Genomic DNA, 25,824 nt, shown 5'->3' on the forward strand with positions numbered 1-25,824 from the left:
GAGAACTCGGGTGATCAAGTGGGCTGGCTGGATCATCACGTTATTCGGAGCCGCGCACACGCTCCTTGCCCTGACGCTGGACAAAGCTGCACGCCACGCTGGGACTTGGTTCAGCGGCGGACTGCGGAACGAAGACCTTGCCGACATGAGCCCGGCGGGCAGCGCGTACTGGCTGAGCCTGGAAAGCTTCGGCCCGCCACTCATCCTGGTCGGCCTTTTGGTGCTGTGGCTGGACCGCCGCGGCGTGACTCCGCCGACGTTCATCGCCTGGACACTGGGGGCCTGGACCGCTGTCGACGCAGTCGTCCTGCCGTTCACGCCCTGGCCGCTCATCGCCCTCGCGTGCACCCTCCTGCTGATCGGAACCCGCCGGGCCCGCCGCAGCACGCCCTGCCCGGAGCCGGGCGTCCACGAGCCCGACCACAACTCACGGTCGTGACAGGCGGCACGCCGGGATGAGCCGTACAGCAGGTACGGCCACCCCAGCCCGCTCCGGGTGACCCAGCCCGGCGCGATCCGCTTGGCGGGGAGCCCGCGCTCCTGAACGGCGGTCGGGCCCAGCCTCGCGAGAGCGGGGAGCAGCGAGGGTCCTGGAGTCGGGCCCACTTGGCGGGGTCGGGTCGGGGCATGGGCCATCTCATGCAGGCTTGCCTGAACTGGCGATTGTTGTGGCTTGCGGAAGTCGCCTCGGACCTCTGCCTCGCGTTCGGCTCTTGCTGTCGTGAGTGAGGCGCTTGACCCTCACGTGACGTCAGGCTGCATAGTCGGTGGCGTGGAGGATCACTGGACCGTGGGACGCGTAGCCGAATTGGCCGGGGTGAGCGTTCGCACGCTGCACCACTACGACGAGATCGGGCTCGTACATCCGTCGGCGCGGACCGCGGCCGGGTACCGGGCCTACTCGGCAAGCGACGTGGAGCGGCTCAGGGAGGCGCTGGCCTACCGGCGGCTGGGCTTCGGCCTGCGAGAGGTGGCGGACTTGGTCGGCGACCCGGCCACCGACGCGGTCGCGCACCTACGCCGAATGCGCGACCTGCTGCAGGAGCGGCGTGACCGCACTGACGCCATGCTCGCGGCCATCGACAGGGAACTCACGACACGGGCGAAGGGACAGAAGGTGACACCGGAGGAGCAATTGGAGATGCTCGGTGCACGGCTGTACGACGCGATCGGCGGCGCTTACACCGCGACACGGCATACCGAGCCGCGGATCGCCGCGCAGATCTGGGACGCGCTCGGGGACGCGCGGACGGTGCTGAACGTCGGGGCCGGCACCGGCTCCTACGAGCCTGCTGATCGCGACGTGACCGCGGTCGAGCCATCGGCTGTCATGCGGGGGCAGCGGCCTGCCGGCTCGGCGCCGTGCGTGGCCGCCGCCGCGGAGAGCCTGCCGTTCGAGGACCGGTCCTTCGATGTCGCGATGGCCGTTTCCACCGTTCACCACTGGGGGGACCCGATAGCGGGGCTGCGCGAGATGCGGCGCGTCGCCCGCCGCGTGGTGGTGCTCACCTTCGACACCGACGAGCTGGGATGGCAGAACCGGTTCTGGCTCACCCGTGATTACCTGCCCGAGTTCGCCGCCGTCCTCGAAGATTTTCCCTCGCTTGCCGGGATGGCCGAGGCGATCGGCGCCCGCGCTGAGCCGGTGCCGATCCCCTGGGACTGCGCTGACGGCCTGTTCGAGGCGTACTGGCGCCGACCGGAAGCGTATTTGGAGGATCATGTGCGCCGTGCGATGTCGGTGTGGACGAGGGTCGGGCCGAAGGCCGAGCAGCGGGCGGTCCGAAGTCTCAGCGCCGACCTGGACTCCGGCCGGTGGGCCGAGCGCAACAGGGATCTCGCCGAACGCGACGCGGCAGACCTCGGCCTCCGCCTGCTCACAGTCTGAACGGACGCCGTCCGCGGTCCTCGAACCGGCATCCGCCAGGTCAAAGGTGACGCGTTCCTCCTGCCGGGCCGGGATGCGCCATGGCCACCTGACGTCCACCGCGTCGGGCGCGGTGCTGCAACCAGCTGTCACGCCGGGCTCCAGGAGACCACCGGGCCGAGGTTCGGCCAGCCGCGGTCGCTAGGGTGTCGCAATGATTCTGCACCGGGGGAGGGTGCGCCTCGCGGCGCACGCAGGGGTTGCCGTACTAGTGCTTGCGGTGTCGGCCTGCGGCACGCGTACGGCCGGCTCGCCGCCCGGCGTGGGCGGGGCGGGGGCCGACAAGCTGGGGTTCGAGCGCTACGCCAACAGTGTGCAGTGGCCCGGATCCAAGGACGAGGACTACGTCGCGCCGGGCGAGGGGTTGCAGCTCCTCGCCCCTCAGGGGAGCTGCGTACTGGGCATCGGCACGTATGCCAACGGCTACGGGTACGTGCCCGTCAACTGGTCCGGCAACGCGGACTGCACCAAGCTCACGCTGCACCCCGACCCCGCCGGTTCACCCAAGGACGAATCCGACGTGCCGAACTCGATGCGGCACGGCGCTCCGGGCGGCGGAGTGCCGGCCCAGGCGGTGGTCGAATGGGGCGACGGGTCGCAGTTCTTCGTATCCAGCGTGGTCCGTCTCCGCGAACGGGACGGCCAGGTGCGGCAGTTGGCGGATCTCAAGTTGCCTTGGGCCGTCAAGGAGTCGGACACCTCGGACCGCGGGACGGTCGGCTCGGCGGTCCGCAGCGGGAGCCGGCTCCTCATCGGAGGCAGCGAGACCGTCTCGGGCGCCACCGGGCCCTTCATGTACGCCTCCGACGACCGCGGTGCCACCGTGCACCGGGTGACATTGCCGGGAGAGACGGGCCGCGGGAGCCGGGCCCCGGTCGGGCCGATGGCGGCCGAAGGCCGGGAGGTGATCGCTGTGGGCAGCTACTCCTCGAACGCCTTCACCCAGGAGACCACCGGCACTCTGGTGGTCTGGCACTCCACCGACAGCGGAGCGCACTGGACCAGCGCGACCGTGAAGGGACTGCCGATGGGCACGAGAATGCGCGGCGCGTTCCGGGCCGCTGGACGTTGGTTCGCCGTGGGGGACACCTCGGGGGCTCCCACGAAGCCCGATGTGCCCGTGCTCCTCACCAGCACCGATGGCGCCACCTGGACGGAGACGGACACCACGGCAATGGGTGCCGGTGGCGTCGTCGCGGCGACCGTCGACGCCCAGGGGCTCCCGATCATGGTGGGTAGCCTGCGGGTGCCGGGGAAGTCCCCGCAGGACCCGGCGACGTACTGCGGTGCGGTCTGGACCGGCGATGGAACCCCGGCAGGGTGGCAGCGCGGCGAACTCGGCTGCCACTCCCAGCCGCCCGCCGCCGTAACGACCTTGGCGAACGGAACGGTGGTCATCGCCGGGAACAGCGACTTGTGGATGCGGCACTGAAAGGGGCTGCCGGGTCGGTTCCGAAAGACTCGGTCCGCTGCCGCCGGCGGGAAGCCAACTAGCCGCACAGGTAAGCCAGTTCGAGGAACTGCCGAATCCGTCAGCCGAGCGGAGGCGTTCATCGTCCATCTTCAACTGGATGACGTCGTCGCTGGCGAGTCCGCCTATGAACCAGGGAGCGTTGTCCAACCGTACGGGTTCCGTCGAGGAAGTCCATGGCCCACAGACTCTCCACGCGCTCGTGTCCGGCGGCCAGCGGTCCTCGTCAACCTCCAGGCCGGGTTGGTGCGTTCGTTCGTTTCTCCCATTGAGGAGGACCGTGCTGGCTGTTGCGGAGCGCATTCCGCAGGGCGGGACAGGGCGGTCACAGATCACGGCGTCATCCGGCCCTCTGCCGACGATCTCGATGTCAGGAACTCGGTGCTCCGTCTGAGCTGCCAGGAGCCGGCGCTCGGCATTGTTCGACTTCGGTCAGGTACTCGCTCATCGCATCACGGTTGCGGATGAGTACGTTGATCCGCTCGGTGAGGCTGTCCCGCTCGGCGGCCAGCAAAGCCAGCATCTCCGGTGTGGCATCGGGAAAGTGGATCGAGCGAGGCTTGTCCAGGCACGGAAGGATCTGCTTGATGATGCGAGTGGGAAGCCCCGCATTCAGCAGGCCACGAATTTGGTTGACCCGGTCCACGTAGCGGTCGTCGTACTCCCGGTACCCGTTCGTGCCGCGGTCCGGGACAATCAGGCCTTGCTCCTCGTAGTAGCGGAGCAGCCGACGGGACGCGCCCGTCAGTCGCGCCAATTCACCGATCCTCACACCTGCCGAAACTACTTGCCGCGCCTCGACTTGACCATCACATCTATGTGAAGGTTTCAAGCTTCTGTCCATGACCACCACGTCTTGTGACACTCAGCCTCGTACGCGACAGGCCGGCCTGCCCTGGTCGGCGTTGTTGGCACTCGGAACTGCTGTTTTCATCACGAGCTTGACGGAGACTCTGCCCGCCGGTGTGCTACCCGAAATGTCGGCCTCATTGAGCGTCGGTTCAGGTGCAGCCGGCCAAGCCGTCACCGTTTACGCGGCCGGTACAGCGCTGACCGCAATCCCGCTCGCCACGGTCACGGCACCCGTGCCGCGGAAACCGCTCCTGCTCGGCGCCATGGCCGTCTTCCTTGTGGCCAACACGCTGACTGCCGCAGCACCGGGGTACATCGCCCTGCTTGCGGGACGGTTCCTGGCCGGCGTCGCCGCCGGCCTGGCGTGGGCGATCCTCGCGGGCTACAGCCGTCGTATCGCACCCGCCGGGTTGGAAGGCCGCGCCATCGCAGTGGCGATGACCGGTATCCCCGTGGCGCTGTCCTTGGGAGTCCCGGCCGGCACGCTGATCGGTGAACAGGTGGGATGGCGGGCAGCCTTTGGCGCTGTCTCGCTGGTCACACTTGCAGTCATCGGCTGGATCAGCGTGTCAGTCCCCGGAGTTGGGCAGCCCCTCATCCAACAGGTCGACGTGGACCCCTCGGACGCGGCATCAGAACCAGCGAAGTCGACAGTGCGACAGACGCTGGCGGCACCCGGCGTCGCGGCGATCATGGCAACGGTATCGACGTTCGTTCTCGGGCACACGATCATCTACGCCTACATCGCTCCCTACCTGCAGCACGCGGGGCTTGCTCCATCGACCGGCGCTGTTCTCCTGGCTTTCGGTGCCGCATGCCTGGCGAGTATTTGGTGCGTCGGACGGTACGCAGATCGCCGGCTGCGGAATCTGATGGTCACCTGCACGCTGCTGTTCAGTATCGCCACCGCAGCTCTGGCCGTCACCGCAACGCATCCGATCGTTTGGGGCGCCACTGTTCTTTGGGGCCTGGGGTGGGGCGGTGCCCCGTCCTTGCTGCAAACCGCGGCTGGACAAGCCGGCATGCGGCGCGGCAACGCTGTCGCTGACACCGCCCAAGCCGTCCTCGTCACCCTCTGGAACGCCGCGATGGCCCTTGGTGGAATCATCGGCGGTCTTGTACTGCACAGTTCGGGCGTCACAGCGGTCGCCTCGTCGGCCGCCGCCCTTGGGGCAATCAGCCTGCTTATCGTCGCCGGGGCCCGACGCCACGCATTCCCCAACACGCAGGCCACGCCATGACCCATGCCAACGCACCCCTGGGGTTGAAGGACGCCGGCGTCAGGTCAGCCGTTGCCGCACTCGGTCCATGGCGCGCACCGCCGCAGGGGCAGCCGCCTCCTTCGCGGACAGGGCGTTCGGTGCGATTCCGGTGCGGGGGATCTCGTTGATTGAGCTTCCCCGGGACGAATGACGCCGACACCGCGCCGCTGGCCGGCCTCCCGTTCGCGATGCCGAGACCGGGCACTGGTGAGCCCTGGAGCGGCAGGTCCGGCTCCTGGCCCTCGTCTCCACCGCCGCTGCGATCCAGCGGCGGTCACACAGTCGTGTGAACGGAGAGGGCCCCAGGCCCTATGCGTGCTGCAGACCGCGATGGAGATCTGGCACAGGACGGGCAGTCGGTGACTTGTCTTCGTCACGAATCCCCGCACGCGTTCACACAGGGAAACCTCTCGCTCCGGCCTCGTGCATGAGCTGGGCCGACTCTGCCGGGTCTTGTAAGTAGGGTGCGAGCAGGCGCAGGTAGTACGCCTGCGATTCCAGCGATTTATCCATGTTGCGAAGGTTGTTGGCGGCAGTGGTCACGACGTTGCGATGCCCCAGCCCCGCAGCGAAGACCAGGGTCGACAGGGATGCACTGTATTTGATCCCCTCCCACACAGTCGCTACTTCGGTGGTGAGGCCATGGGGCATGGGGTCGTAGTAGACGATGATCTGTTGCTGATCGCGGGTGTGCTGGCCACGGGTGTAGGTCACCGTGTGCAGGATGCCCACCTCGGCAAGGGGGCGGTCGAAGCCGAGTTCGTCTGTGAGGAACGCGAGTGCGTCGCGGACCGCGGACTCGAACTCTGTGTGGACGCTGCCTTTGCGCTTGCCCATCTTCCGCCTCCTTATTGGCCTGATGGGGTTGTCTCAGGGCTCGCGTTCGGCTGGGACAACGAGCCAGTAGCCCCGTTCCGGGGCCAGTTCCAACTAGGGTTCCGCTTCTTCCCTTTGATAGAAATCCCGGCCGCCGTTGAACGCGCTTGACCTGTAACCCGGGCGGGACTGGCGGCCGGTACGCAGGTCGATACGAAGGCAATCCAGGATGGCGCGACGGAAGCGTCGGCGCTGGGCGGGGCTGGAGGCATGCGGGGAAGCGGGGGAGGGCCGCGAAGATTGGCACTGTGGTCTCCTCCGGGCAGCACGACGGAAGGCACTCAGCGCTTGATCCGGTGCGGATGCACCACCGGTTCGCCGCAATCCGGCCGCCCGGCTGGGCCTTGTCCGGCCGATCATGAGCCTGCTGCATTCGAACGGTTTGGAGTGTCTGCCACCGACTCTCCGATCGCGCTACATCTGGCCGGTCTGGCGTGAGCGCCGGGTCTGAGGACACGCCAAGTGTGCGAAGCCCCAGTCAGCATGTGACCGGGGCGTCGGGTGTCGTGCGGGATTCAGCGACGGCGCTGGTAAGCGTCGCTGGCTGTGGGCGGCGCGTTGTGCATGGCCCACGAGTTGAAGGAGACGCGGTCGTGTGCTGCTTGCATACGGGCCTCCTGCTCGATCCGGAGCCCCTCAGCAGTCTCCGTCTGGTTCCAGCTACGGCGCAGAAGCGTGACGACCAACACCAGAGCCAGCCCACTCATGCCCCCGAACAGCACTATGAACGCCATTGATACCTCCCCGTATTGACGTGATTCAAGTATGTGTGCGGCCGTTGAAAGTGGCTATGGCTTGGCAGGCCGATCAGGTGACTGGTTTATGACCGGGGTGTTGGTGCCGTCATGGGGAAAAGCGATCTCACGCACGCAGCCGGATCTGGTCGGCCGGCAGGACCTGGGAGCATCTGCTCCAGCAAGTCCGGGCCGAAGCCGACGTGGCGGGTGAGCTTGGCTGAGGTATTTCGGTGGACTCCACGATCGTCCGCGCCCACCAGCACGCGGCCGACGCCCGCACCGATCCGCCGCCCCTGCCTCACCGGCAAGATCCACCTGAGCGCCGGAGGGCGCTGCCGCCCGCTGCCTCTGATCATCAAGCCGGGCAGCGGGCCGACTGCGTCCAGTTCGTGCCGGTGCTGGAGAAGAGCCGGGTCCCCCGCACATCAACAGTCTGAAGAACTCCCGTGCCGACGCGATGCGCTGCGACAAGCGCGGCTACGATTTTCTTGGAACTGTCACTGCTGCTGTCCTGACCATCTGGATGAGGTCATGAATCGAGGTGCTGGTCGTCAGCCTCGGACGAAACCGATTCGGTGCCGGGCGGCCAGCGATAGCCGGCGTCATGCAGCTTGCTCAGCGCCGAGTGATCGTTGGAGACCAGCACCTGGGCCAGCCGGGCTGCCGCGCTTACTACGGCCGGCCAACCCGGAGAGTCCATGTAGACCTCGTCGCGGGCAGCGGCGCCGACCGATCGTTGAACCGCGCTGTAGGCAGCACCAAGACGCGCCATCAGCTCGACTTCCTCCTCACTGCGAAGACACTGCCCCAGCCAGGGCAGCGGATCGCTCGCATCGCAGAAATCGTCGAAGAGCACGTGCACGGTGTGGTCGAGGTCCTCGAACTGATCCGGATCGAGCCAAACCTCCCGCTGCCATGTCGGGCTGGCCAGGGCCACGACCGCGGGCACGACGTGGAGGCGGTAGTAGGGCAGCGCAATACCGTGATCAATCACGAGGCAAGGGTACGGACCCCATGATCGGCCGGACAGCGCCCAGTTGAGGTGGGAAGGGGGCGATCGGATGGCGGGTCCTCGGCTGTCGCCGGTGCCGGCCGTCGGACTGATCGGGCTGAACTGACCCAGCGGCTCAACGGTGTGCCCGTGTGGGCGCCACCGCGGCCGGGGTAACAGGCCTCCGCACGCGGGGAGTTCGGATGATGTCTGGCGATGTCGCCGAGCTGCCGAGCTGCATCTGCGCGGGCCGCGTGGCGCCGCCCAGATGACGAGGCGCGGTCACCTGGCCTTGGGGCGGAGGCTCACCGAACGGTGACAGCGCCGACGGTGGGCCGCGGTAACACCGGGACGTCCTCACCCCGATGCGGGGATGGCGTGACCTGCTGGCCGGGCCGAACGTTCATGAGCTGTGAAAATTCCCCGCATCCCCAGTACCTGTCGCCGTCCGGCCGTGACTGTCCTGGCGTCAGCCGCGGTCTTCCTCGCGGTCCTCCCGGCCGCTCAGGCCGCTCACGCACCGCAGGCCGGTGGCGTAGACGTAGCAGTCTCCTACGAGGCTCCGCACCTCAATGACGACGGCAGCCACGTCACTTGGCACTGGAAGCTCACCAACACCGGCACCAAGACCGCGCGCAAAATCACCCTCACCCACACGCTGAATCCGCCCCTCAACCATGTCGAAGCCAGCGCGCCCTGCCAGAACACGGGCACCAGCATCCGCTGCGCATACGACTCGATTCCCGCCGGCGCAACGCGAGAGGGAACGGTCGAGGCCGACGTTCCGGCTGACCTGTCCGGCACCCTGCACATCAACGGACGCGTCACCAGCCAGAGCGGCACATAGCCATCGCTCGCGCTTCACTATGCCGGCCACCCTCGGCTCTGCAGGGCACTCGCAAGCCCTCGGCCGAGCCGGGGCACCGGCCGCGTGCTGATGGCGGCAGGTAGGTCGTGCAACACCGGTTCCGGCACAGCCCACTGGGTTGCGGAGCGTGTATTCGCTCACCTGCGCTGGTCGACCACCTGTGGGTCCGTTGGGAGTTCCGCGACGACATCCTCATGGACTGCGCATTCCTGACCCTCGGGTGTGCCCTGATCTGCTGCGGGAGTTCTTGGTGGTCACGCCTGGTGGTTGTCGTAGTGCTCCTGATGGGCGAGGAGTTCGTCTCCGTGCCGGCCGAACCAGCGGATCAGATCGGTGAGCGGTCCAGCCAGGCCAACACCGAGTTCCGTCAGGCTGTAGGTGACCTGGGGCGGGTTGGTGGGCGCGACATGGCGGGCGACAAGCCCGGCCCTGGCCAGTGCTTTGAGGTTCTGCGACAACATCTTCTGGCTGATGCCACCGACGCGCCCATGGAGTTGTGCGAAGCGGTGCGGGCCGGCGACGAGGGCCGAGATGATCAGTGTCGCCCACCGGCTCGTCGTCTGGTCCATGATCGGCCTGAGGAGGCACTTGCTGTCGAAGGTGTCATGCGCCAGAAGCCTGGCAGCCGTCGCGACCTGCTCTGTTTCCAACATGACAGGAGCTTACAAAAAAGTACCTACTTCCCCACAGTGAGTACCTTTCCTACGGTGATCTTCGGAAGCACCTATCTCCGAGGAGCCACTGTGAGCAGCAACAACGTACATACGGCAATCGTCACGGGCGCTTCGAAGGGTCTGGGCGCGGGAATCGCCAAGGCTCTGGCCGAGACCGGCGCAGCGGTCGTGGTGAACTACCGGGGGGATGTGGAGGGCGCAGAGCGGGTAGTTGCGGACATCGTCGCCAAGGGCGGCCGGGCGACCGCGGTTCAGGGCGACGTGGCCAGCGGTGACGATGTGCGCCGTCTCTTCGACCGGGCGCGCGAGGTGTACGGCCCGGTCGACGTGCTCGTCAACAATGCGGCTGTCGCCACGTTCGCGCCGCTGTCGGGCATCACCGAGGACGAGTTCCACCGCGAGATGACCACGAACCTGCTGGGCACGATCCTGACCACCCAGGCACTGGCCTCACAGGACGACATCAACGCCGCGTCCATCATCAACGTTTCGACTGCTGGTACGGTCACCCATCCTCCGTACACCTCGCTCTACGTTGCGTCCAAGAGCGCTGTGAACGCCTTCACCATCGTTGCGGCCAAGGAGCTCGGCCCGCGCGGCATCCGTGTCAATGCGATCATGCCCGGACCGTCGGACACCGAAGGGTCCAGGGCCATGGGGTACGTCGGGTCGGAGCTGGAGGCACAGGGGATCGCCGCCACCCCCCTGGGTCGTACCGGGACCCCCGACGACTACGGACCGCTCGTGGCGTTCCTGGCTTCCGACGACGCGCGCTGGATCACCGGGGACGTCATTCTCGCCTCCGGCGGCATGCGCTGACGCTCAGATCGGCGTCGATCTCGGTGCCATGAGCACTGGGAAGCAACGCCGGATCCGCTGCGCAGGACGAAGACTTCGCCCACCAGTGGGCGAAGCCGGGGATCGGTGTCAACGGACGCGGCTGGAAATCGCTGCGGCATCCCGTCGCCGGTGCGATCCAACGAGGCAGACGCTCGGACACGCGTGGCTGCTCTGTTACGCCACCGGGCTACGGCAGCTCATGACGCACCAGGGCACGCGCGAACGGTTCACCGGTTTTTCGTGCGTATGCCATTCGCTCGCGCACCTCGCCGAGTGTGCGCGGGCGATAGCCAGGGCCACCACAGCAACTCTTGTGGAAGCGGACGCCGGCATTCAAGAGGACCGACAGGGTCCGCCAGGCAGCAGTGTTGCGTCGCCGCGGTGCTGCGAAGGCGGAGCCCACATGGATCAACGGCTCGGCACAGCGCGGGCAGAGCCGGTCGTGGTCACCTGGGTAAGGCTGCTTGTAGGAGGCCCGACACGGCAGGCAGACATAGGAGGTCTTCGCGTGGGCCATGCTGGTCAGAGTACGGCCCGTCCGGTGTGAACTCGACCGGGTTTTCGTGACATTCAGCAAGATCGAAGGGACCGAACCTGGAGCAAGACTCCGACCAGGCGCGCGGATTGCCAGATGGCGGCCCGCAGTTGCGGAGTTACCTCGTCGACGTGTTGCTCAATCGAGGTGATCGGCGCCGCGACATCCGTGGTCTACCGCCGCCCTGGCGGCACTCCTCCGGGCTGCCCGGCGGGCAAGGAGCACGGCGTGGCCTGGCCGTGGTGCACGGCTACTGGTCGCGGATGAAGGCCGCACGCACCGCGCACCCGGGCGGGGCGGTCGGGGGCTCATTCGGGTGCGGCCCGTCTGCTGGGCCGGGGATCGATCGAGACCGCGCGGAGCTGTTGGCGTGAGCCGCTCAGGCGGGGCGGTCGGCCGTCCGGGCGAGCTCCACGAGTTCTGCGACAGGTCTTCCGGTGTGCAGGGCGAGGGTCTGCGCGATGAGGTCGGTGAGGTCGGGCCAAGGCATGTTGCCGTGCGCGTTGTACAGCGCGACCAGGCCGTGCAGAGCGGTCCAGAGCAGCAGGCCGGCCTGCCACTCCTGCTCGGGGCCGCGATGGTCCCGGTGTTCCGGCCCGTCCTGCTGGGCGCCGGCCAGCGAAGCGACGACGGATCCGAGCAGTTCCTCGCCCGCGCCGTGTGCGTTCGTGGGCACCAGCTCGTCGGGCATTCCGCCGCCGAAGAGCGTGCGGTACGGCCCGGGATGATCGACTCCCCAGTGCACGTAGGCGGCGCACCGGGCGGCCAGGTCGGCCAGGGGCCCCTCGGTGCCGTCCGCCGCCGTGCGCATGACCGCCGCGAGTTCGTCGTAGCGCAGCCGCAGCACATGCTGGACGAGCGCGCCGAGGTCCGGGAAGTGCCCGTAGATGCTCGCGGGGGCGACGCCGACCTCGCGGGCCACCTGCCGGAGAGTGAGCGTCTCGGGCCGTTCGAGCGTGGCCAGCAGCCGGGCGGCGGCCTCCACCAATTCGGTCTTGAGGACCTGCCCCTGTCCCCGTGGATTCCGTCGGCGTCGGCGGGGGACGGCCTCTTCGCTGCTCACAGGCGTACTCCCGGCGTTCGGCAACAGTCGTTCACTGTACCGCCGCCCGAGCGCCCGACTTCAACTCCCTCACCTCCGACCCCGTGTCTTGACACCGCTTACCAACACTTGTTCACTTACGTAACCAACAGATGTTCAGTTACTCGGGAGCAAGCATGCGCATCGCCGTACTCGGGGCGACCGGCAGGGTCGGCCGCCTCGTCGTCGAGCAAGCCCTTCAGCGCGGACACGAGGTCGTCGCGCTGGTCCGCCGACCGGAGACCCGCCCGATGTCCGATCAGTCGGCTGTCGAGATCCGCCGGGCCGACGTCACTGCCCCCGGCGAGTTCCCGGACCTGACCGACGTCGACGTGGTGGTCTCCGCGCTCGGCCGTGGCAAAGACGACGGCCAGGGAACGCTCGTCGCCGGCGCGCGGGTCCTCGCCGACGTCCCGGTACGCACGCTGTGGCTCGGCGCGCTCGGTTCCGGCTCCTCCGTCGGCGCCGGCGGCGGGATCTACCAGTGGGTCATGAAGGCCTTCGTCGGCGAGGAGCTGGCGGAGAAGGCCGCCGCGGACTCGATCGCCCTCGACGGCGGCGCTACCGTCTTCCACGCCCCCGACCTGTGGGCCGGCGGCGTCAGCACCGGGCGGCGCAACATCCCGCTGGAGGACTACGCCAAGCCCGTCCTGCCGCCGCACGCCTCCCGAGCCACCGTCGCGGCGCTGATGCTCGACGAGGCCGAGCGGCCGACCCGCGCAGCGGGGATCCTCGTCCCGGTGGGACGCGTCTGATGCGCGGGTACGTCGCCATCGAGGAAGCCATCGCGATCCCGGGCCTGGCCGACCGGCGGCCTCCGTCGCCGATACCGGACAACATCGATCCCGCCTTCCTCGCGGACATGGCCGCCCGGCTGCCCGACGTCACGCGGCTACGGCTGCCCGACATGGATGCCAACGGCATCGCAATGCAGGTGCTCTCCCTCACCGTCCCCGGCATCGAAGCGGAAGCCGATCCGGCCCGCGCGGTGGACGACGCCCGGTACGTCAACGACCACCTCGCCGAGATCGTCGACGCCCACCCCGGCCGGTTCGCCGCCTTCGCGGCGCTTCCGCTCCAGGACCCGGCCGCCGCCGTCACGGAGCTGCGCCGAACCGTCGAACGCCTCGGGTTCAAGGGGGTCCTCGTCAACGACCACATCCAGGGCCGGTACCTCGACGACCCGGCATTCGACCCGGTCTGGGCCGTGCTGAGCGAACTCGGCGTACCGCTGTACCTGCACCCCGGGATGCCGCCCGCGGACCGCTGGCGCGTGCTCGACGCCCATCCCGAGCTGGACGGCGCGTTGTGGAGCTGGCAGGCGGCCACCGGCGGGCACGCCATGCGGGTGATCATGTCCGGGGTGTTCGACCGGCATCCGGAGGCGACGATGATCCTCGGGCACGCCGGCGAGTTCCTCCCCTTCCAGCTCTCCCGCTTCGACTCGCGCTACGCGACTCTCACGGTGCCGCACCCGCTGCGGCGCAAGCCGTCCGCGTACTTCGGGACGAACGTGCTCGCCACGACCAGTGGGGTGTTGTCACCGGCCGCGATCGAAGCGCTCGTGCACGTGCTCGGAGCGGACAGCGTGCTGTTCGCCGTCGACTACCCCTATGAGAAAACAGATGAGGCAGTCGCCGCCCTGGAGCGGACCCGCCTTCCGGACGTCGACAAGCGGAAGATCGCCTCCGGCAACGCCCGTAGGCTCCTACGCCTTTGACCGTCCACCGGCGCCAACTGCCGGGCGGGCTGCGGTTGGACGTGGGGATCCGCGAGATCGCGGAAGCCGCGACATCTCCACCACCACGCTCTGTGATCACGTGTGCCTTCGACCTCCTCGACGAGGGCTGGCGCACCTTCACCTCGAGCAGGTGAACCTGTTAGCTGTGGGCGGGGCGCCGGTGACCGTGTGCACCACCTCAGGCTCCGGCTGCGGACGCGGCACGCAGAGGTGACCGTGGGGTTGCGGCCTGTGCATGGGCTCGGCGGGCAGGCCTCCGTGCCGGCCGCGAAGCCGGCTTGTTCCCCGACATCCCGCGGTAGTGGGCGGCGCCGGGCCGCCGGCCCCGATGGGCGCGCGGCGGCCCACACAACCGCTGGGCCCACCGAGCAGCCGGGATCCGTTGCGAGCGCATGGCGCCCGGCGCATCGGGCACGCGCCTGGCCAGGACACATCCGCAAGAGTCAGGAGACCCTGTGATCCGCAACGCCTTGACCTGCGACCGTGACGGCTGCCTCGCCCTTTACCTGGAGCCCGCGGAGGCGGAGAGCGCGTCGTTCGAGAGCGTGGCGCTGGAGGCCGGCTGGGTCGTGCGTCCGGCGGCCGCGGTCCTGCCGGGCTACCCGGCCGCGCCCGACGTCCTCGCACACCTCTGTCCTGCCTGCGCGGCCGGACGCGGGCCCGTCCGCGAACGCGGAACATGTCCCGCGTGCAGCGGCTCCACCGACGACCTTGAGGCCGGCTCCACCTGCCGCTACTGCCGGCACGTCGCCCCCAAGCTGGCCGACAAATGGTGTTGACCCCGGGCGGTGATCCGGGCTGCGCAGTCTTGGTCAGCCGCGCCCCTGCCAACGCGGGAACGGGAGCTGTGCCGGCGATCGTGGCGAAGGGCCGCCTACGGCTGGACCGTTGAACCGGTCGGCCCTTCTGCATGGCAGGGTCCGGCGTCGGGCGGTGCCGGAGCGCATCGAGCCTCTCCCACAACGCCACTTGAGACAAGGCCTTTGCACGGGACCAGGAGGCTTCCCGCTTCCTGGTCCGGCGCTATACGCCGGTGGTGCCATCGACGCGTTCCCGGACCAGGTCGGCGTGGCCGTTGTGGCGGGCGTATTCCTCGAGCATGTGGACGTAGATCCAGCGCAGGCTGACGTCCTGCTCCATGAAGCGCCCCGTATCGGTCAGAGCGCGGTCGGCGCAGTTCTCACGGGCGCGGGCGATCTCCGCGTGCCAGGTGGCGAGGGCGTCGCTCAGGGTCGCGCCTTCAGCCACGTCGAAACCACCGTCGGGACCGACCGGTTCGGCCTGCGGGGCGTAGATGGGCGGAGCCTGTTCTCCGGCGAACACGCGGCGGAACCAGCTCCGCTCCACCTCCGCCATGTGCTGGACCAGGCCGGTCAACGTGAAGCCGGACGGCGGCACGGACGCGACCGCGGCCTGTTCATCGTCCAGCCCCTCGCACTTCATGGCCAGTGTGGTGCGGTGAAAGTCGAGCCAGCTTTCCAACGTGGTGCGCTCGTCGGCGTTCAGGGGCGGCATGGGGCGATCGATGGCACTCATCGCTTGATTATCGCCAGTATCCAAACCCGTCGACAGGCGGGGCCTCATCGCCGGGCGAAGGGTGAACGTCGCCTGATGCGGCACCAGTCCGGGCCGGGCTCAGCTGACCAGTTGCGTCAGATGATGCGTCGCTATATACCTAGGGAAACATGTAGTAAGTTTATCTAGCGATAGGCAATGCTGTGACTGCGCCGATGCGAGCTCTCCGCGAACGCCGTTGGCTCCTGCCCGGATTGCTCCTTGTCGTCTGGCTGGTGATCGGCGGGGGGCTCGGCCCGTTTGCCGGAAAGCTCGGGCAGGTCGCCAGTAATGACGGCGCGTCGTTCCTGCCGCAGAGTGCGGAATCGACGCAAGTCCTGTCTCTGCAAAGGGAGATGGACGCACGGGAGGCCCTTCCGCTGGTGATCGTGTGGAGCGCGGCTCCTGCGCCGCTGCCCGCGGGCACGATGGGCGCGGCACGCAAGGCGCTGGGGCAGATGGCGGGCAGTCCCGCGCTGGCCGGAGCCCCCAGCCCGGTGGTCACTTCGGACGACAGGCAGGCGCTTCAGGCGGTGCTGCCGCTGCGCGCCGATCTGGGTACGGACTTGCGAGGGGCCGTCGACTCTCTGCGTTCCGCCGCGCACGTCGCGGGTGTCACCGTGTTCCTGGCGGGCCCGGCCGCCAGCCAGGCCGATCTGGGCGATGCCTTCTCCGGTATCGACGGCCTGCTGCTGGGTGTGGCGCTCGGCGTGGTCCTCGTCATCCTGCTGGCCGTGTACCGCAGTGTGCTCCTGCCCTTCCTGGTCATCCTCAGTGCCGTGTTCGCACTGGGCCTGGCCAGCGGCATCGTCTACGCCCTCGCCCAGCACGGGGTGGTACGAATCGACGGTCAGGTCCAGGGCATCTTGTCGATCCTGGTCATCGGCGCGGCCACCGACTACGCCCTGCTGCTCAGCGCACGATTCCGCGAAGAGCTGACGCACACGCCCAACCGTTTCGATGCGATGCGCACGGCATGGCGCCGGTCTGTGGAGCCCGTTGCGGCGAGTGCGACGACCGTGGCCCTGGGCCTGCTCGCGCTGCTGCTCAGCGACCTGGCGAACAATCAGGCGCTCGGCCCGGTCGGCGCGATCGGGGTTGCCTGCGCCGCACTGGCGGCCCTGACGTTCCTGCCCGCCGTCCTGGTCCTGCTGGGCCCCGGAGCCTATTGGCCCGCCCGGCCCCGATCGGGACAGAGCGCCAGTTCCGGTCTCTGGGAGAGGGTTTCCAGGCTGATCGCGCGCAGCCCGCGCAAGGTGTGGGGCTGGTCGTTGGCAGCACTCCTCGCTGCATCGTGCGCGCTCCCGCTGTTCTCCGCGCGGGGGCTGCCCCTGGAGGAGACGTTCATCCATTCGGAACCTTCGGTCACCGCGCAGCGGGTCCTCGACAGCCACTTCCCCGCAGGCCAGGGCGACCCCGCCGTCGTCCTCACCGACGTCGCACAAGCGGATCGGGTGCTGGCCGTCGTCCGTGCGACTCCTGGCGTCGCCAACGTCTCCCGCACACCGCACACGACCCCTGATCGACGGACCGCCCTGAACGCCGTCCTGGCCGCCCCGTCCGACAGCCGGGCCGCTCAGCAGACCATCGTGCGACTGCGGGAGGCCGTGCACCGGGTGCCGGGAGCCCACGCGCTGGTCGGCGGCCGCACCGCGCAACAGCTCGACACCCAGGACACTGCCGCCCGCGACCGGCTGATCATCATCCCCGTCGTACTCGCCATCATCACTCTGATCCTCGTCCTGCTGCTGCGGGCCCTCACCGCACCCCTGTTGCTGATCGCGACCGTGATCCTCAACTTCACCGCCACCCTGGGCGTCAGCGCACTGGTCTTCCCCCACCTGTTCGGCCTGGACGGAGCGGACGCCTCGGTGCCGCTGTACGGGTTCGTCTTCCTCGTGGCGCTCGGCGTCGACTACAACATCTTCCTCATGACCAGGGTCCGCGAAGAATCCCGGACACACGGCACTCGGGCAGGGGTACTGCGGGGCCTGAGTACCACGGGAGGAGTCATCACCTCTGCCGGCGTCGTACTGGCCGCCACCTTCTCCGCGCTGGGAGTGATCCCCTTGGCGTTCCTGCTGCAGATCGCCTTCATCGTCGCCTTCGGTGTCCTGCTTGACACCGTGGTGGTCCGCTCACTTCTGGTCCCAGGACTCGTCTACGACCTGGGCAGCCGCGTGTGGTGGCCCAGCCGCCTCAGCCGCGCGCAGCCTCGCCCACCGGCTGCACCGGAGCGCGATCGAACTAGGGAACAATAGGCACGCGAGAGCAGACACGGGCCCCGACCGGCGGCTCTGGACAGTCGAGTCGACAGAAGGGCGGCGTTGAAGATGGCCGACGCAGCCACCGGCGCGGAGCGTACGAGCACGCCCCCGGAGGGACCCCAGATCGGAGGGCCGGCGTCCTGGGCCCTGCGCCAAGTACTGCTGGCCAACCGGGACGCCGAACTCGCCCTCGCCCGCCACCTGGGCCTCGGTCCCAACGACGTCACCGCCATGGAACACCTCCTGGCGGCCCCGGACGGACTCGGGCCCATCGATATCGCCCACCGCCTCGGAATCCGCTCCGCCTCGGCGACCGTCCTGGTCGACAGACTCCAGGAAGCGGGCCACGTCACCCGCGCCCCCCACCACACCGACCGGCGCCGCACCGTCGTCAAGCCCACCCCGCGGGCCCGCGACGAGATCATCGCTGCCCTCACACCGCTGATCGGTGCCGTGGAGAACGCCGCCTCAGCGCTGAGCGAAGACGAACTGGCCACAGTGGTCAACTTCCTGAACCAGGCAGCCGCCCACATCAAGGAACAGGCAGAGCGCCTCGAATCACCCCCTCGACGGTGACGCGTCCCTAGCAAAGTTGTAGGCGCTGAAGACCGAGGGCGTCTGAACCAGCGCACACGCGGTGCGCAGGCTGCATGAGGGGGCCTGCGCTGGGACATGGCGATGCACGATTGCGTGGAACTCGGGTCCTGTCGAAGGCCCTGCTCCCCAATCGTGTCCCGCTGTCCTGACAGTGCTGGGAGGTTGGGTCACAGACCAAGCGCACGACGCTCGTGGTGAGGTGACGCCAAGAGCTTCCGAGTGCGCGAACTGCCAAGGAACGGTCGCGCAACGAGGCTTTAGGCGTCGCTCAGTAGACCTCACCGAGGGAACGCAAAAAGGCGCAGGCTCGATCGCGAGTGACCGGCAGTCCCCTGTCCGTCGGCTAGAAGAGGCCACTGCGCATGTGGTGCGTGAGGTTCTCGAGGATCTCGCGCAGCCACGGGCTGCGGACGGTCGGCAGCCGGACCAGCGTGCGCCGGAACACTTCCAAATCGGCCCGGAACAGGTGACGGGGACGCGGCGCGGGCGGGTCGAAGTCGTCACGGAGGGCGCCGACGGGCAGGGCGCCCGACGCGGGGACGGGCAGGACTGGCTTGGGGAAGGCCAGCCACAGCCACACCCCGAACGGCAGCGGCACCAGGTACGGCGTCGGCTCGGCCGGGGCCCAGGTCTTCCCGGTCTGAGGATGGGCCGGCACGAGGAGGATGGAGATGTCTTCGCTGGGAGCAGGCAGTCCCGGTCCGGCCAGGACGGCGCACAGCGCGGGTGGGCCCGCGGGCAACAGGGCGTCGAGCGCGCGTTGGAAGACCTCCCCGACCAAGCCGTCCGGGACGACCACCGGTACGCCCTCCGAAGCTGCCAGCAGGTGGGCGAGCGCCCGGCCGGCAGCCGCCTCCCACTGCGGGCTCCACGACCACCAGTAGTTCGACCAGAGGCCCGCCGTCATCCGCGACCCCCATGTGGCAATCGGCTCGAACGGCGGCGTGCCCTCCCCTTCCGCCATCAGCTCAGACCAGGAAAGCGGCAAGGCACCGGCGCCGTCGACGGGAAGGCGGCGTACAGCGTTCGGTGCGAGCCACATCGCCTGCCATAGCGAGCAGTCGTCGATCCGACTGGCCACGGGCAAGGCACACTCCCCGCAGGCCGCGTTGGGGCCGTCGGAACCGTCGAGGCCGCAGCAGTAGCCGCCTGCGCGTTCTTCCGGGATCAGCACCGTTCCGCTGGCGTCACCTGGCGCGATGACGATCGCGCCACGCTCGCCGTCGGAGAGGGCGTAGACCGGCGCATGGACACCGCGGGCGGCCGCCTCGTCCGGATGGATCTCCTCCCACCTCCGCCACGGCGGCCCCCAGGGCTCCGGGTCCACGGCGAACGTGCCCGACTCCATGAGCACCGGGAGCTGGACCCCGTTCCCGTACTTCTGATGAGCGTGGACCGGCAGCGCGACCTGAGACAGAGGGATGGTCAACCTGGCACCACAGCCAGCACACACGAAAACGAACAATCATCCTCCGTAAGCGAAACGGGCCCATCGTCGCAGCTCAGCGCCGGACCAGCCAATGTGTTTTTCATCCGCTGCGCGAGCCCGCCGAAGAGCTGCCCGTTCTGCGATTCTGGTCCAACGCCTGTGGAACTCTCACGCTCTGCAACCGTCGGGGCTGGGGCCCTTGGTGACTCGTTGACGGACCTTTTTGGGATCATCCCTGCATGGACTTCGACCTCGCCCCGTCAATCGGCGTTGACCCGTTGCGGATCGGTATGACTCGGTACTCGGCCAACACGGCGCTGGAATCGCTCCGCGACCTCACCGCGGTATCGGAGTCCGACCGGCCGGGTCAGCACGTCTTCCGGCCCAGTGGATTGATGATCAGCATTCACTGCACGCGAGACATGCTCGAAGCCATTGAGCTTGGGCGGCCGTCCACTTCGACAGACCGAGTCTTCTTCAGGGGCTTGGACGTGTTCGCGATCCCGGCCCGCGAGCTGGTGCACCGGATGGGCGAGTACACCTCGATCGAAGCAGACCCCGACGACCCAGCATCCTTCATCGCCTCTGACCTGCTCCTGAGCTTCTGGCGCCCTTTCGCAGCCGACGACGAACCCGAGGAAGAACAGGGCTACTACTTCAACTCGGTCCTGCTGGCCCGGCCTGGCTACTACGACACCCCTGCTCAGGCTGCGGAGCGGCTCCGACAGGACTCATGACGGGCCCGTCAGGATGCCATCAGGACTCGTTTCCGCAAGAGGCTGAAGCCGGCCCGCCCGTACATCTGGCGCTTGATCATTTTGATCCGGTTGACGTGGCCCTCGACGACGCCGGAGCTCCAGGGCAGTCTTAGGTCGGCGGTGACGGCGGCGAGGCCGTTGACGAACGTGTGGAGGCTAGGCAGGTCGTTGGCGCGAACCGTCTTGATCCACTGCGGTAGCTGGTCACCCTGGAGCTGAGTGAGCATCTTGCCGAACGCGCGGACGTGCCTAGTGAGGGCATCGAGTTCGGGGCAGCCGACGAGGACGGATGTCAGCTTCTGGCGCTCGCTATCCGGCAGGGTGTCGGGGCGAGTCAGGATCCAGCCGGTGACCGTACGTGGGGATGGCGGACGGGCTGCCGTGGGGCCGGGGACGTGCGAAGCCGCTGGAGGTAGGCGCGTACGGCTCCATAGCCGCCCGTGTAGCCGTGGGTCTTGATCTCTTCCCAGCGGGTCCAGGCGTTCGTGCAGCCCTCGACCCATCGCTCGTGCGGGTACGGCTTGAAGTCGTCGAGCTTGGTCCTGCGGTTCTGCCGCTGGCCCTGGAACAGCTCTTCCGGCCTCGCCGCGTCCGCCAGCCCCTGGACGGTGCGGTAGGTCATGTCGAGCTGTCGCTGGATCGAGCGTCGGCTGTGACCGGCGGCCAGCAGCGTGTGGACGGCTGCGTGCTTGGCGCGGGTGCGGTCGGCGCACCGGTGTCCGGTGGGCCATGGCGACCCGCTCTCGGCCGGTGCCCGTGCCGAAGCCTTCTCCGGCACCGACTCGACGAAGGTCAGGCGGAGGCACGAACGGTGCGGGGAGACGCACCGTTCGGCCGCCTCGCCAAGGTTGCGCCACGGGTGGAACCGGTCGGCGACTTGGACCGCGGTCGGAGCCCCGATCCTGGCGCCTTCGGCGAAGAACGGGGCTCGATCACGGCAGACGACCTCGATCCCCGGGTGCTCGGCCAGCCAGGCCGCGACAGGGCCTGCCTCGCGGTCCGGCAGCAGGTCCACCGGCCTGCGCGTCTCGATGTCGACCAGCACGGTCACGTAGACACCACGTCACAGGGAGTAGGCGCATCGCAAAAGTTGGACCAGACTCCATTTTCGAACAAGGCCACCGCCGGGAAATCGGGCGCGCGATCGCCTGGTGTCACGCCCGCCGCAAGGCACGAGACGACGGGTGAAATCGCACGCCGCGCGGATACCTGTGGCCTACGCCCTGCTCTGCCGAGCCGGCTGTCACTCTCGCAGTTCATCTGGCCGGCCTCGGCCACTCCCCGTCCGGTTCCCTCGCGGACCTCGCACTTTCACAGCTTTCATCGCCGCTAACAGGCCGGCTTCTGGGCCTGCTGGAGACGCCTTGAACCGGGCGGTGCGACAAGACCTCGGTCGACCTCACGAGGATTCTCACCCCGGAAGCTGTCCGTGGTGAAGACGTGCCGAGCACTGTTCTCGCCCGGCCGCGGTCGTCGGCGTGATCGCGGCGCGGCGGACGCCGCGTCCTGCTGGCATGACTTGAGACGGCTTCTCGCCACAGGGCGGCCGATGAGTTTGTGGCTTCCGGCCGGTCCAAACGTGAAACACCCAAAGAAGGGACATCGCCATGTCGGAGCTTCTGGTCGATTTCATCACGTCTCTCGACGGCTATGCGGCAGCAGAGGGATGGCCTGGATTCTGGGGTCTTGAAGGCCCGGAGTACCTGGCATGGCTCGGCGAGCAGCCGGAGGTCACCTACCTGATGGGAGCGAACACCTACCGTCTGATGTCGGGCTTTGCCGGAGGTGAGGTTCCGGGTGGGCAGGACGAGTTCAGGCCCGAGGAGGAGGCGTCCGTCGACCAGCTCACGCACGCGTCCAAGGTGGTGTTCTCGTCCTCTCTCAAGGAGCCATTGGCGTGGGCCAACTCCACGCTCGTCCGCGAGGACGCTGTCGATGCGGTCCGCGCCATGAAGTCCACGGGCTCGGGGCTCCTCAGCACGATCGGAAGCCTCAGCCTGTGCCGGTCCCTGCTGCGTGCCGGACTCGTCGACCGCTTCCGGGTGGTGATGTTCCCGGTGATCACCGGGGCCACGGGTGAAGAACGCATTTACGACGGCTATCCGGACATTGCCCTTGAGATGATCGACCACCGCACCTTCGACGGCCGCATTCAGCTGGTCGAGTACAAGCCCCGCATCCTTGAGCACCCGCCGCTCGGCGGCTCTGCCTGACGACGCCCCGCCCCACGTCCGCCGCCCTGGACGGCCGACGCCGACGAACGCCGATCCGATCCGCGGCCGCCGGTGGCTGACAACCGCCGCATGTGCGGGGCGGTGCGGGACGGCGTGCCTGTTGGTTGATGGATGAAGTGACCTGATGGATGGCCGGGGTTGAGGGGAGTGCGGACACCTCACCCCGGTCCGGGTGTCAGTGCCCGCGTCTAGGGTGCCGGGCATGATCACACTCACTGTCGACGAGTCGTGGGACCGCATCGAGAACTGGCTCGCGCGTCACGCCCCTGTCACTTACGAGCTGCTGCGACCACCGGCACTCCTGGCGGACATCGCGGCGGCCGAGCTCCGGCTGGGGGTTGCTTTTCCGCCCGACCTGAGGGAGTCGCTGCTGCGGCACGACGGTGTGGAGCTCCAGGACGGGACGCTCCGGCTCGATTACTACGGACCGCTGTCCGCAGTCGAGGAGATCGTCCGGAGCGCAGAGTTTTTGCGTGAGGTCGGGGAGGACGTCGCCGAGGAGGAGGACGAGCTCCATGAGGAGGAGCGCGACGAGTACGCGTACTGGCCGCACGAACGACTGCTGATCACCCTGGGCATCGGATGGCAGTCTTCGGACGGACTCTTCCAGGTCACCCGCCCCGGCCCACACCACGGGCGTATAGGCAGGTACTTCGACGAATCGGGCTCGGCCTTCACCCCTTGGTCGGGACTGCGGCACGTCCTCTCCGACTTCGCCACGGCCCTGGACAACGGCCTGCCCTTCGACGGGCGGATGCCCCTGGCCCACGAGGGCCGGCTGATCTGGGACGCTGGCGGGACGGTCATCGCCGACCCGACCTCCGCCCTGGACGTCGCCGCCAGAGTCCCCGAGCCGCAGGTCCCAGCCGCAGCCGAGCCGGCCCCGCCCGTCCCGCGGCCCGACGGGACCTACGCCACCATCACCTTCGGCAGCGGCGGATTCTTCGGATCCGAGCCCGCGCCGCTCGTACAGCCGGACGTCGTGTTCGTGGCGGGCATCGACCCAGGGGAGTTGCTGGACCGGCTGGGCGCGCTGCCTGCGACCGCCGGGCCGCGCAGCCGCGAGCAGGCGCGGTTGTCCGCGGATTCGCCGTGGGCCGCGCACCGCCCGCTGGTCCGGGCCGGGTCCTGCGGGGACGGGTGGTCGTACGCCACGCAGGAGGGCGGTGACGCCCAGTTCGGCCGTCCCGAGGTACTGGCACGGCTGTCCCGCGGAACCCGGGTGGTGCGGCTCGTGAAGCAGGGACGCGAGGTGTGCGTGAGCGTCGTGGAGGACGGCAGGGAGCGGCCGGAGGCGGGCCACCGGATCGAATCGCCGCGCGAGGACTACGTGACCGAGCCCGATGGCCAGCCTGTGCTCGGGCCCGGCGGACAGCAATGGCAGCGCATCGGTGTCGACCCCTGGCCCGGCTCGACGGCCGCCTACGCGCGGCTGCTGGCAGGTCTGACGGTGGAGCACGGCATCGGCTGGGATCCGGCGGACGACGCGGAGGTGCCGCTGGCCAGCGCGCTGCTGCTGCCGGTCCTCGACGAGGTTCCGGAAGTGCGCCATCCCGTCACCGTCGTACGCGACTTCGACCTCGGCGCCCTCGTGGAGCGCACCCCGCCGGAGCGGTTGCGTTCCGCGGTGGCGGCGCAGCTCGCACGGCTGGCGTCAGAGACCGGAATCGACGGCTATCCGGAGATCGCTCGGGCGCTTGAGCAGGCCGGACGGGGCGAGCCGGTGGATCTGACGGCTGACGGGGCCCTCGACCTGCGGATGCGGACCATCGGGGCGGAGACCCGGGCCGTCCGCGGACTGCTCGACGCGACTGACCACCGGCCAGACCCGGCCCCCGTCACCGAGGCCGACCTCGCGGCGTGGCAGGGACGGGACGCGGCCGCCGGGGCCCTGCGCCAGTACCTACTGCTGCCCCTGCCCGCAGCGGCGCGAACGGTCCTGAGCCTGCGCAGGTCCGTCCACTGGCGCGACGAGCTGGCGGCTGACCTGTCCGACTAGCCAGGCGACGCAAACCCCTATCGCTTCGTGGGGGCTGATCGGCACCCGCCACCCGGCACCCGACACGCTGAACTGGGTTGACCAGGTGGCTGGTTGAGGCCGACGGGCGGTCGGGGGCCTACGAATCGGCCGGTGTCGCCGGCGGGTTGTGCTGGATGGGCGATGGACGGTTATGCGCACCGCGACGACGCCGTGGAGTCGCACCCGGTGAGCGAGGCCGGTACGCGCGTCCCGGGCCCCGGCTGCAGGCCCGGCAACCCTTCCCCTATGCAGTCCAACGAGGACGGCAGCACACCTAACACAGGCGGCAGTCAGTACAGCGGCAGATCCCTCTGGACGACGGCCCCCATTTCCCTAAGGCTGGTTTATAAACTAGCCTTAGCTTATGAGTGGCGAGCAGAGCACCGAAGCGATCGCGATCGCCCTGCTGACGAGCGTGGGTGCGCTGCTGAGGCGGGCGCAGCAGACGCGGGCCGAGGGTGAGCTGACACTGCCCGAGCGGACCGCACTGTCGCTCCTTGACAGAGAGGGGCCGGCTGCCTCGTCCGCGCTGGCGCGGAAGGTGCAGATCACCGCGCAGGCGATGGGGGCAACGCTCAGCGGGCTCCAAGTCCGCGGTCTCGTAGAGCGGACCCCGGACCCTCAGGACGGGCGGCGCGTGCTCCTGTCGCTGACGGATGCGGGCCGCCAGGCGCTGGTGGACAAGCGCGGCGCCCGCCTGGAGCAGATCACCCACGCGCTCGCGGACGGTTTCACTCCGGTGGAACTCGAGCAGCTCGCGGTAGCCGCGCCGCTGCTCGCGCGCCTGGCCCGGAAGATCTGAGCCCGCGAGTCCGGTCGATGGTCGCCCAGGACGCCGCCACCGGCCGACGAATGACGTATTGCATGTGCACCTGGACGGCCGCAGAAAGCGAGTTTCATGATGAGCGGGACGCCTGCAGAGGATCGTACTGATCCACTGGCCATGAAGATCGCCATCGCGTTCATCGTCGGGGCGCTCGCGGTGGTCTTCGACGCGACGCGGACGAAGAGGCACATCGGTGGGCAACGCCAGGACGAAAGAACCGGTCTGAGGCGCTCTCTGGCCCCGCGGAAACGTGCCTTCCCGCAGTGATGCGACCGGCACTTCCC

The 25,824-nt window shown here is 68.6% G+C and carries 26 protein-coding genes; 16 read left to right on the plus strand and 10 right to left on the minus strand.

The features are described from left to right. Window positions 1–10: 10 nt before the first annotated feature. From OOJ98_RS29430 to OOJ98_RS29440, 3 genes are all read left to right on the plus strand, one after another. Window positions 11–439 (plus strand): DUF6463 family protein, encoded by a 429-nt coding sequence (locus OOJ98_RS29430; RefSeq protein ID WP_267058091.1) that lies wholly within the window; start codon window positions 11–13, stop codon window positions 437–439. Window positions 440–790: 351 nt separating this feature from the next. Next, complete coding sequence (locus tag OOJ98_RS29435) at window positions 791–1,888, plus strand: MerR family transcriptional regulator (RefSeq protein ID WP_267058282.1); 1,098 nt, start codon at window positions 791–793, stop codon at window positions 1,886–1,888. 193 nt (window positions 1,889–2,081) lie between these two features. Then, window positions 2,082–3,359, plus strand: a complete 1,278-nt coding sequence (locus tag OOJ98_RS29440) for a hypothetical protein (RefSeq protein ID WP_267058092.1) — start codon at window positions 2,082–2,084, stop codon at window positions 3,357–3,359. A gap of 409 nt (window positions 3,360–3,768) precedes the next feature. On the opposite strand, the gene OOJ98_RS29445 is transcribed toward OOJ98_RS29440, so the two are convergent. Further along, entirely contained in the window at window positions 3,769–4,170 is a 402-nt protein-coding gene (locus tag OOJ98_RS29445; RefSeq protein ID WP_267058093.1) for a MerR family transcriptional regulator, read from the minus strand. Between the two features lie 70 nt (window positions 4,171–4,240). On the opposite strand from OOJ98_RS29445, the gene OOJ98_RS29450 reads away from it, so the two are divergent. Further along, window positions 4,241–5,491 (plus strand): MFS transporter, encoded by a 1,251-nt coding sequence (locus tag OOJ98_RS29450; RefSeq protein WP_267058094.1) that lies wholly within the window; start codon window positions 4,241–4,243, stop codon window positions 5,489–5,491. A 414-nt stretch (window positions 5,492–5,905) separates the two neighbouring features. Here the strand turns inward: OOJ98_RS29450 and OOJ98_RS29455 are convergent, their stop codons facing one another. Together OOJ98_RS29455 and OOJ98_RS29460 are read right to left on the minus strand one after the other, a co-directional pair. Continuing rightward, a complete protein-coding gene (locus OOJ98_RS29455; RefSeq protein ID WP_267058095.1) occupies window positions 5,906–6,349 on the minus strand; it encodes a hypothetical protein in 444 nt (147 codons plus the stop codon). 1,305 nt (window positions 6,350–7,654) lie between these two features. After that, window positions 7,655–8,119, minus strand: coding sequence for a hypothetical protein (locus OOJ98_RS29460; protein ID WP_267058096.1), 465 nt, complete (start codon window positions 8,117–8,119; stop codon window positions 7,655–7,657). A gap of 451 nt (window positions 8,120–8,570) precedes the next feature. Between OOJ98_RS29460 and OOJ98_RS29465 the strand changes: the two genes are divergently transcribed. Beyond that, window positions 8,571–8,963 (plus strand): hypothetical protein, encoded by a 393-nt coding sequence (locus OOJ98_RS29465; RefSeq protein ID WP_267058097.1) that lies wholly within the window; start codon window positions 8,571–8,573, stop codon window positions 8,961–8,963. 275 nt (window positions 8,964–9,238) lie between these two features. On the opposite strand, the gene OOJ98_RS29470 is transcribed toward OOJ98_RS29465, so the two are convergent. Next, window positions 9,239–9,637 carry a helix-turn-helix domain-containing protein gene (locus tag OOJ98_RS29470; RefSeq protein WP_267058098.1) on the minus strand — a complete coding sequence of 133 codons (399 nt, stop codon included), beginning with the start codon at window positions 9,635–9,637 and terminating at the stop codon, window positions 9,239–9,241. A 90-nt stretch (window positions 9,638–9,727) separates the two neighbouring features. Here OOJ98_RS29470 and OOJ98_RS29475 point away from each other — a divergent pair, with 90 nt between their 5' ends. Then, window positions 9,728–10,477 (plus strand): SDR family NAD(P)-dependent oxidoreductase, encoded by a 750-nt coding sequence (locus OOJ98_RS29475; RefSeq protein ID WP_267058099.1) that lies wholly within the window; start codon window positions 9,728–9,730, stop codon window positions 10,475–10,477. A gap of 208 nt (window positions 10,478–10,685) precedes the next feature. Here OOJ98_RS29475 and OOJ98_RS29480 read toward each other — a convergent pair whose 3' ends face one another. Both OOJ98_RS29480 and OOJ98_RS29485 read right to left on the minus strand, forming a co-directional pair. Then, window positions 10,686–11,015 (minus strand): deoxyxylulose-5-phosphate synthase, encoded by a 330-nt coding sequence (locus tag OOJ98_RS29480; protein ID WP_267058100.1) that lies wholly within the window; start codon window positions 11,013–11,015, stop codon window positions 10,686–10,688. A gap of 397 nt (window positions 11,016–11,412) precedes the next feature. Then, a complete protein-coding gene (locus OOJ98_RS29485) occupies window positions 11,413–12,096 on the minus strand; it encodes a TetR/AcrR family transcriptional regulator (RefSeq protein WP_267058101.1) in 684 nt (227 codons plus the stop codon). A 155-nt stretch (window positions 12,097–12,251) separates the two neighbouring features. Here OOJ98_RS29485 and OOJ98_RS29490 point away from each other — a divergent pair, with 155 nt between their 5' ends. The 3 genes from OOJ98_RS29490 (at window position 12,252) to OOJ98_RS29500 (ending at window position 14,634) form a co-directional block, all read left to right on the plus strand. Next, window positions 12,252–12,869, plus strand: coding sequence for an NAD(P)-dependent oxidoreductase (locus tag OOJ98_RS29490; RefSeq protein WP_267058102.1), 618 nt, complete (start codon window positions 12,252–12,254; stop codon window positions 12,867–12,869). After that, window positions 12,869–13,834, plus strand: a complete 966-nt coding sequence (locus OOJ98_RS29495) for an amidohydrolase family protein (RefSeq protein ID WP_267058103.1) — start codon at window positions 12,869–12,871, stop codon at window positions 13,832–13,834. Before OOJ98_RS29490 ends, OOJ98_RS29495 begins: the two co-directional genes overlap by 1 nt. Before the next feature lie 476 nt (window positions 13,835–14,310). Then, on the plus strand, window positions 14,311–14,634 hold the full coding sequence (locus OOJ98_RS29500) for a hypothetical protein (RefSeq protein WP_267058104.1): 324 nt from the start codon (window positions 14,311–14,313) through the stop codon (window positions 14,632–14,634). 244 nt (window positions 14,635–14,878) lie between these two features. Here OOJ98_RS29500 and OOJ98_RS29505 read toward each other — a convergent pair whose 3' ends face one another. Further along, window positions 14,879–15,391, minus strand: coding sequence for a DinB family protein (locus OOJ98_RS29505; RefSeq protein ID WP_267058105.1), 513 nt, complete (start codon window positions 15,389–15,391; stop codon window positions 14,879–14,881). 194 nt (window positions 15,392–15,585) lie between these two features. On the opposite strand from OOJ98_RS29505, the gene OOJ98_RS29510 reads away from it, so the two are divergent. Together OOJ98_RS29510 and OOJ98_RS29515 are read left to right on the plus strand one after the other, a co-directional pair. Continuing rightward, window positions 15,586–17,670 (plus strand): MMPL family transporter, encoded by a 2,085-nt coding sequence (locus tag OOJ98_RS29510; protein WP_267058106.1) that lies wholly within the window; start codon window positions 15,586–15,588, stop codon window positions 17,668–17,670. 72 nt (window positions 17,671–17,742) lie between these two features. Continuing rightward, window positions 17,743–18,252: a MarR family winged helix-turn-helix transcriptional regulator gene (locus OOJ98_RS29515; protein ID WP_267058107.1), complete on the plus strand. Its 510-nt coding sequence runs from the start codon at window positions 17,743–17,745 to the stop codon at window positions 18,250–18,252. 364 nt (window positions 18,253–18,616) lie between these two features. On the opposite strand, the gene OOJ98_RS29520 is transcribed toward OOJ98_RS29515, so the two are convergent. Further along, window positions 18,617–19,738, minus strand: a complete 1,122-nt coding sequence (locus OOJ98_RS29520) for a hypothetical protein (protein ID WP_267058108.1) — start codon at window positions 19,736–19,738, stop codon at window positions 18,617–18,619. 203 nt (window positions 19,739–19,941) lie between these two features. Here OOJ98_RS29520 and OOJ98_RS29525 point away from each other — a divergent pair, with 203 nt between their 5' ends. Beyond that, window positions 19,942–20,439 carry a hypothetical protein gene (locus tag OOJ98_RS29525; RefSeq protein WP_267058109.1) on the plus strand — a complete coding sequence of 166 codons (498 nt, stop codon included), beginning with the start codon at window positions 19,942–19,944 and terminating at the stop codon, window positions 20,437–20,439. Between the two features lie 8 nt (window positions 20,440–20,447). Here the strand turns inward: OOJ98_RS29525 and OOJ98_RS29530 are convergent, their stop codons facing one another. Together OOJ98_RS29530 and OOJ98_RS29535 are read right to left on the minus strand one after the other, a co-directional pair. Next, a complete protein-coding gene (locus OOJ98_RS29530) occupies window positions 20,448–20,801 on the minus strand; it encodes a transposase (RefSeq protein WP_267058283.1) in 354 nt (117 codons plus the stop codon). After that, a complete protein-coding gene (locus OOJ98_RS29535) occupies window positions 20,795–21,511 on the minus strand; it encodes a transposase (RefSeq protein ID WP_267058111.1) in 717 nt (238 codons plus the stop codon). The genes OOJ98_RS29530 and OOJ98_RS29535 overlap by 7 nt, the downstream gene beginning before the upstream one ends. A gap of 556 nt (window positions 21,512–22,067) precedes the next feature. Here OOJ98_RS29535 and OOJ98_RS29540 point away from each other — a divergent pair. The 4 genes from OOJ98_RS29540 (at window position 22,068) to OOJ98_RS29555 (ending at window position 25,807) form a co-directional block, all read left to right on the plus strand. Further along, window positions 22,068–22,673 carry a dihydrofolate reductase family protein gene (locus OOJ98_RS29540; protein ID WP_267058112.1) on the plus strand — a complete coding sequence of 202 codons (606 nt, stop codon included), beginning with the start codon at window positions 22,068–22,070 and terminating at the stop codon, window positions 22,671–22,673. 223 nt (window positions 22,674–22,896) lie between these two features. Next, window positions 22,897–24,693 carry an SMI1/KNR4 family protein gene (locus OOJ98_RS29545; protein WP_267058113.1) on the plus strand — a complete coding sequence of 599 codons (1,797 nt, stop codon included), beginning with the start codon at window positions 22,897–22,899 and terminating at the stop codon, window positions 24,691–24,693. A gap of 385 nt (window positions 24,694–25,078) precedes the next feature. Next, window positions 25,079–25,516 carry a MarR family winged helix-turn-helix transcriptional regulator gene (locus tag OOJ98_RS29550; protein WP_267058114.1) on the plus strand — a complete coding sequence of 146 codons (438 nt, stop codon included), beginning with the start codon at window positions 25,079–25,081 and terminating at the stop codon, window positions 25,514–25,516. 141 nt (window positions 25,517–25,657) lie between these two features. Next, on the plus strand, window positions 25,658–25,807 hold the full coding sequence (locus tag OOJ98_RS29555; RefSeq protein ID WP_267058115.1) for a hypothetical protein: 150 nt from the start codon (window positions 25,658–25,660) through the stop codon (window positions 25,805–25,807). Window positions 25,808–25,824 lie beyond the last annotated feature (17 nt).

This window comes from Streptomyces sp. NBC_00083, from assembly GCF_026343295.1.
Classification (GTDB): domain Bacteria; phylum Actinomycetota; class Actinomycetes; order Streptomycetales; family Streptomycetaceae; genus Streptomyces.

What these genes read in the sequence shown, in the direction of transcription:
- OOJ98_RS29440 (WP_267058092.1), top strand. Translation starts at nt 2,082, where the DNA reads ATGATTCTGCACCGGGGGAGGGTGCGCCTCGCGGCGCACGCAGGGGTT.
- OOJ98_RS29450 (WP_267058094.1), top strand. Translation starts at nt 4,241, where the DNA reads ATGACCACCACGTCTTGTGACACTCAGCCTCGTACGCGACAGGCCGGC.
- OOJ98_RS29455 (WP_267058095.1), bottom strand. Translation starts at nt 6,349, where the DNA reads ATGGGCAAGCGCAAAGGCAGCGTCCACACAGAGTTCGAGTCCGCGGTC.
- OOJ98_RS29470 (WP_267058098.1), bottom strand. Translation starts at nt 9,637, where the DNA reads ATGTTGGAAACAGAGCAGGTCGCGACGGCTGCCAGGCTTCTGGCGCAT.
- OOJ98_RS29480 (WP_267058100.1), bottom strand. Translation starts at nt 11,015, where the DNA reads ATGGCCCACGCGAAGACCTCCTATGTCTGCCTGCCGTGTCGGGCCTCC.
- OOJ98_RS29490 (WP_267058102.1), top strand. Translation starts at nt 12,252, where the DNA reads ATGCGCATCGCCGTACTCGGGGCGACCGGCAGGGTCGGCCGCCTCGTC.
- OOJ98_RS29495 (WP_267058103.1), top strand. Translation starts at nt 12,869, where the DNA reads ATGCGCGGGTACGTCGCCATCGAGGAAGCCATCGCGATCCCGGGCCTG.
- OOJ98_RS29505 (WP_267058105.1), bottom strand. Translation starts at nt 15,391, where the DNA reads ATGAGTGCCATCGATCGCCCCATGCCGCCCCTGAACGCCGACGAGCGC.
- OOJ98_RS29510 (WP_267058106.1), top strand. Translation starts at nt 15,586, where the DNA reads ATGCGAGCTCTCCGCGAACGCCGTTGGCTCCTGCCCGGATTGCTCCTT.
- OOJ98_RS29515 (WP_267058107.1), top strand. Translation starts at nt 17,743, where the DNA reads ATGGCCGACGCAGCCACCGGCGCGGAGCGTACGAGCACGCCCCCGGAG.
- OOJ98_RS29525 (WP_267058109.1), top strand. Translation starts at nt 19,942, where the DNA reads ATGGACTTCGACCTCGCCCCGTCAATCGGCGTTGACCCGTTGCGGATC.
- OOJ98_RS29540 (WP_267058112.1), top strand. Translation starts at nt 22,068, where the DNA reads ATGTCGGAGCTTCTGGTCGATTTCATCACGTCTCTCGACGGCTATGCG.
- OOJ98_RS29545 (WP_267058113.1), top strand. Translation starts at nt 22,897, where the DNA reads ATGATCACACTCACTGTCGACGAGTCGTGGGACCGCATCGAGAACTGG.
- OOJ98_RS29550 (WP_267058114.1), top strand. Translation starts at nt 25,079, where the DNA reads ATGAGTGGCGAGCAGAGCACCGAAGCGATCGCGATCGCCCTGCTGACG.
- OOJ98_RS29555 (WP_267058115.1), top strand. Translation starts at nt 25,658, where the DNA reads ATGAAGATCGCCATCGCGTTCATCGTCGGGGCGCTCGCGGTGGTCTTC.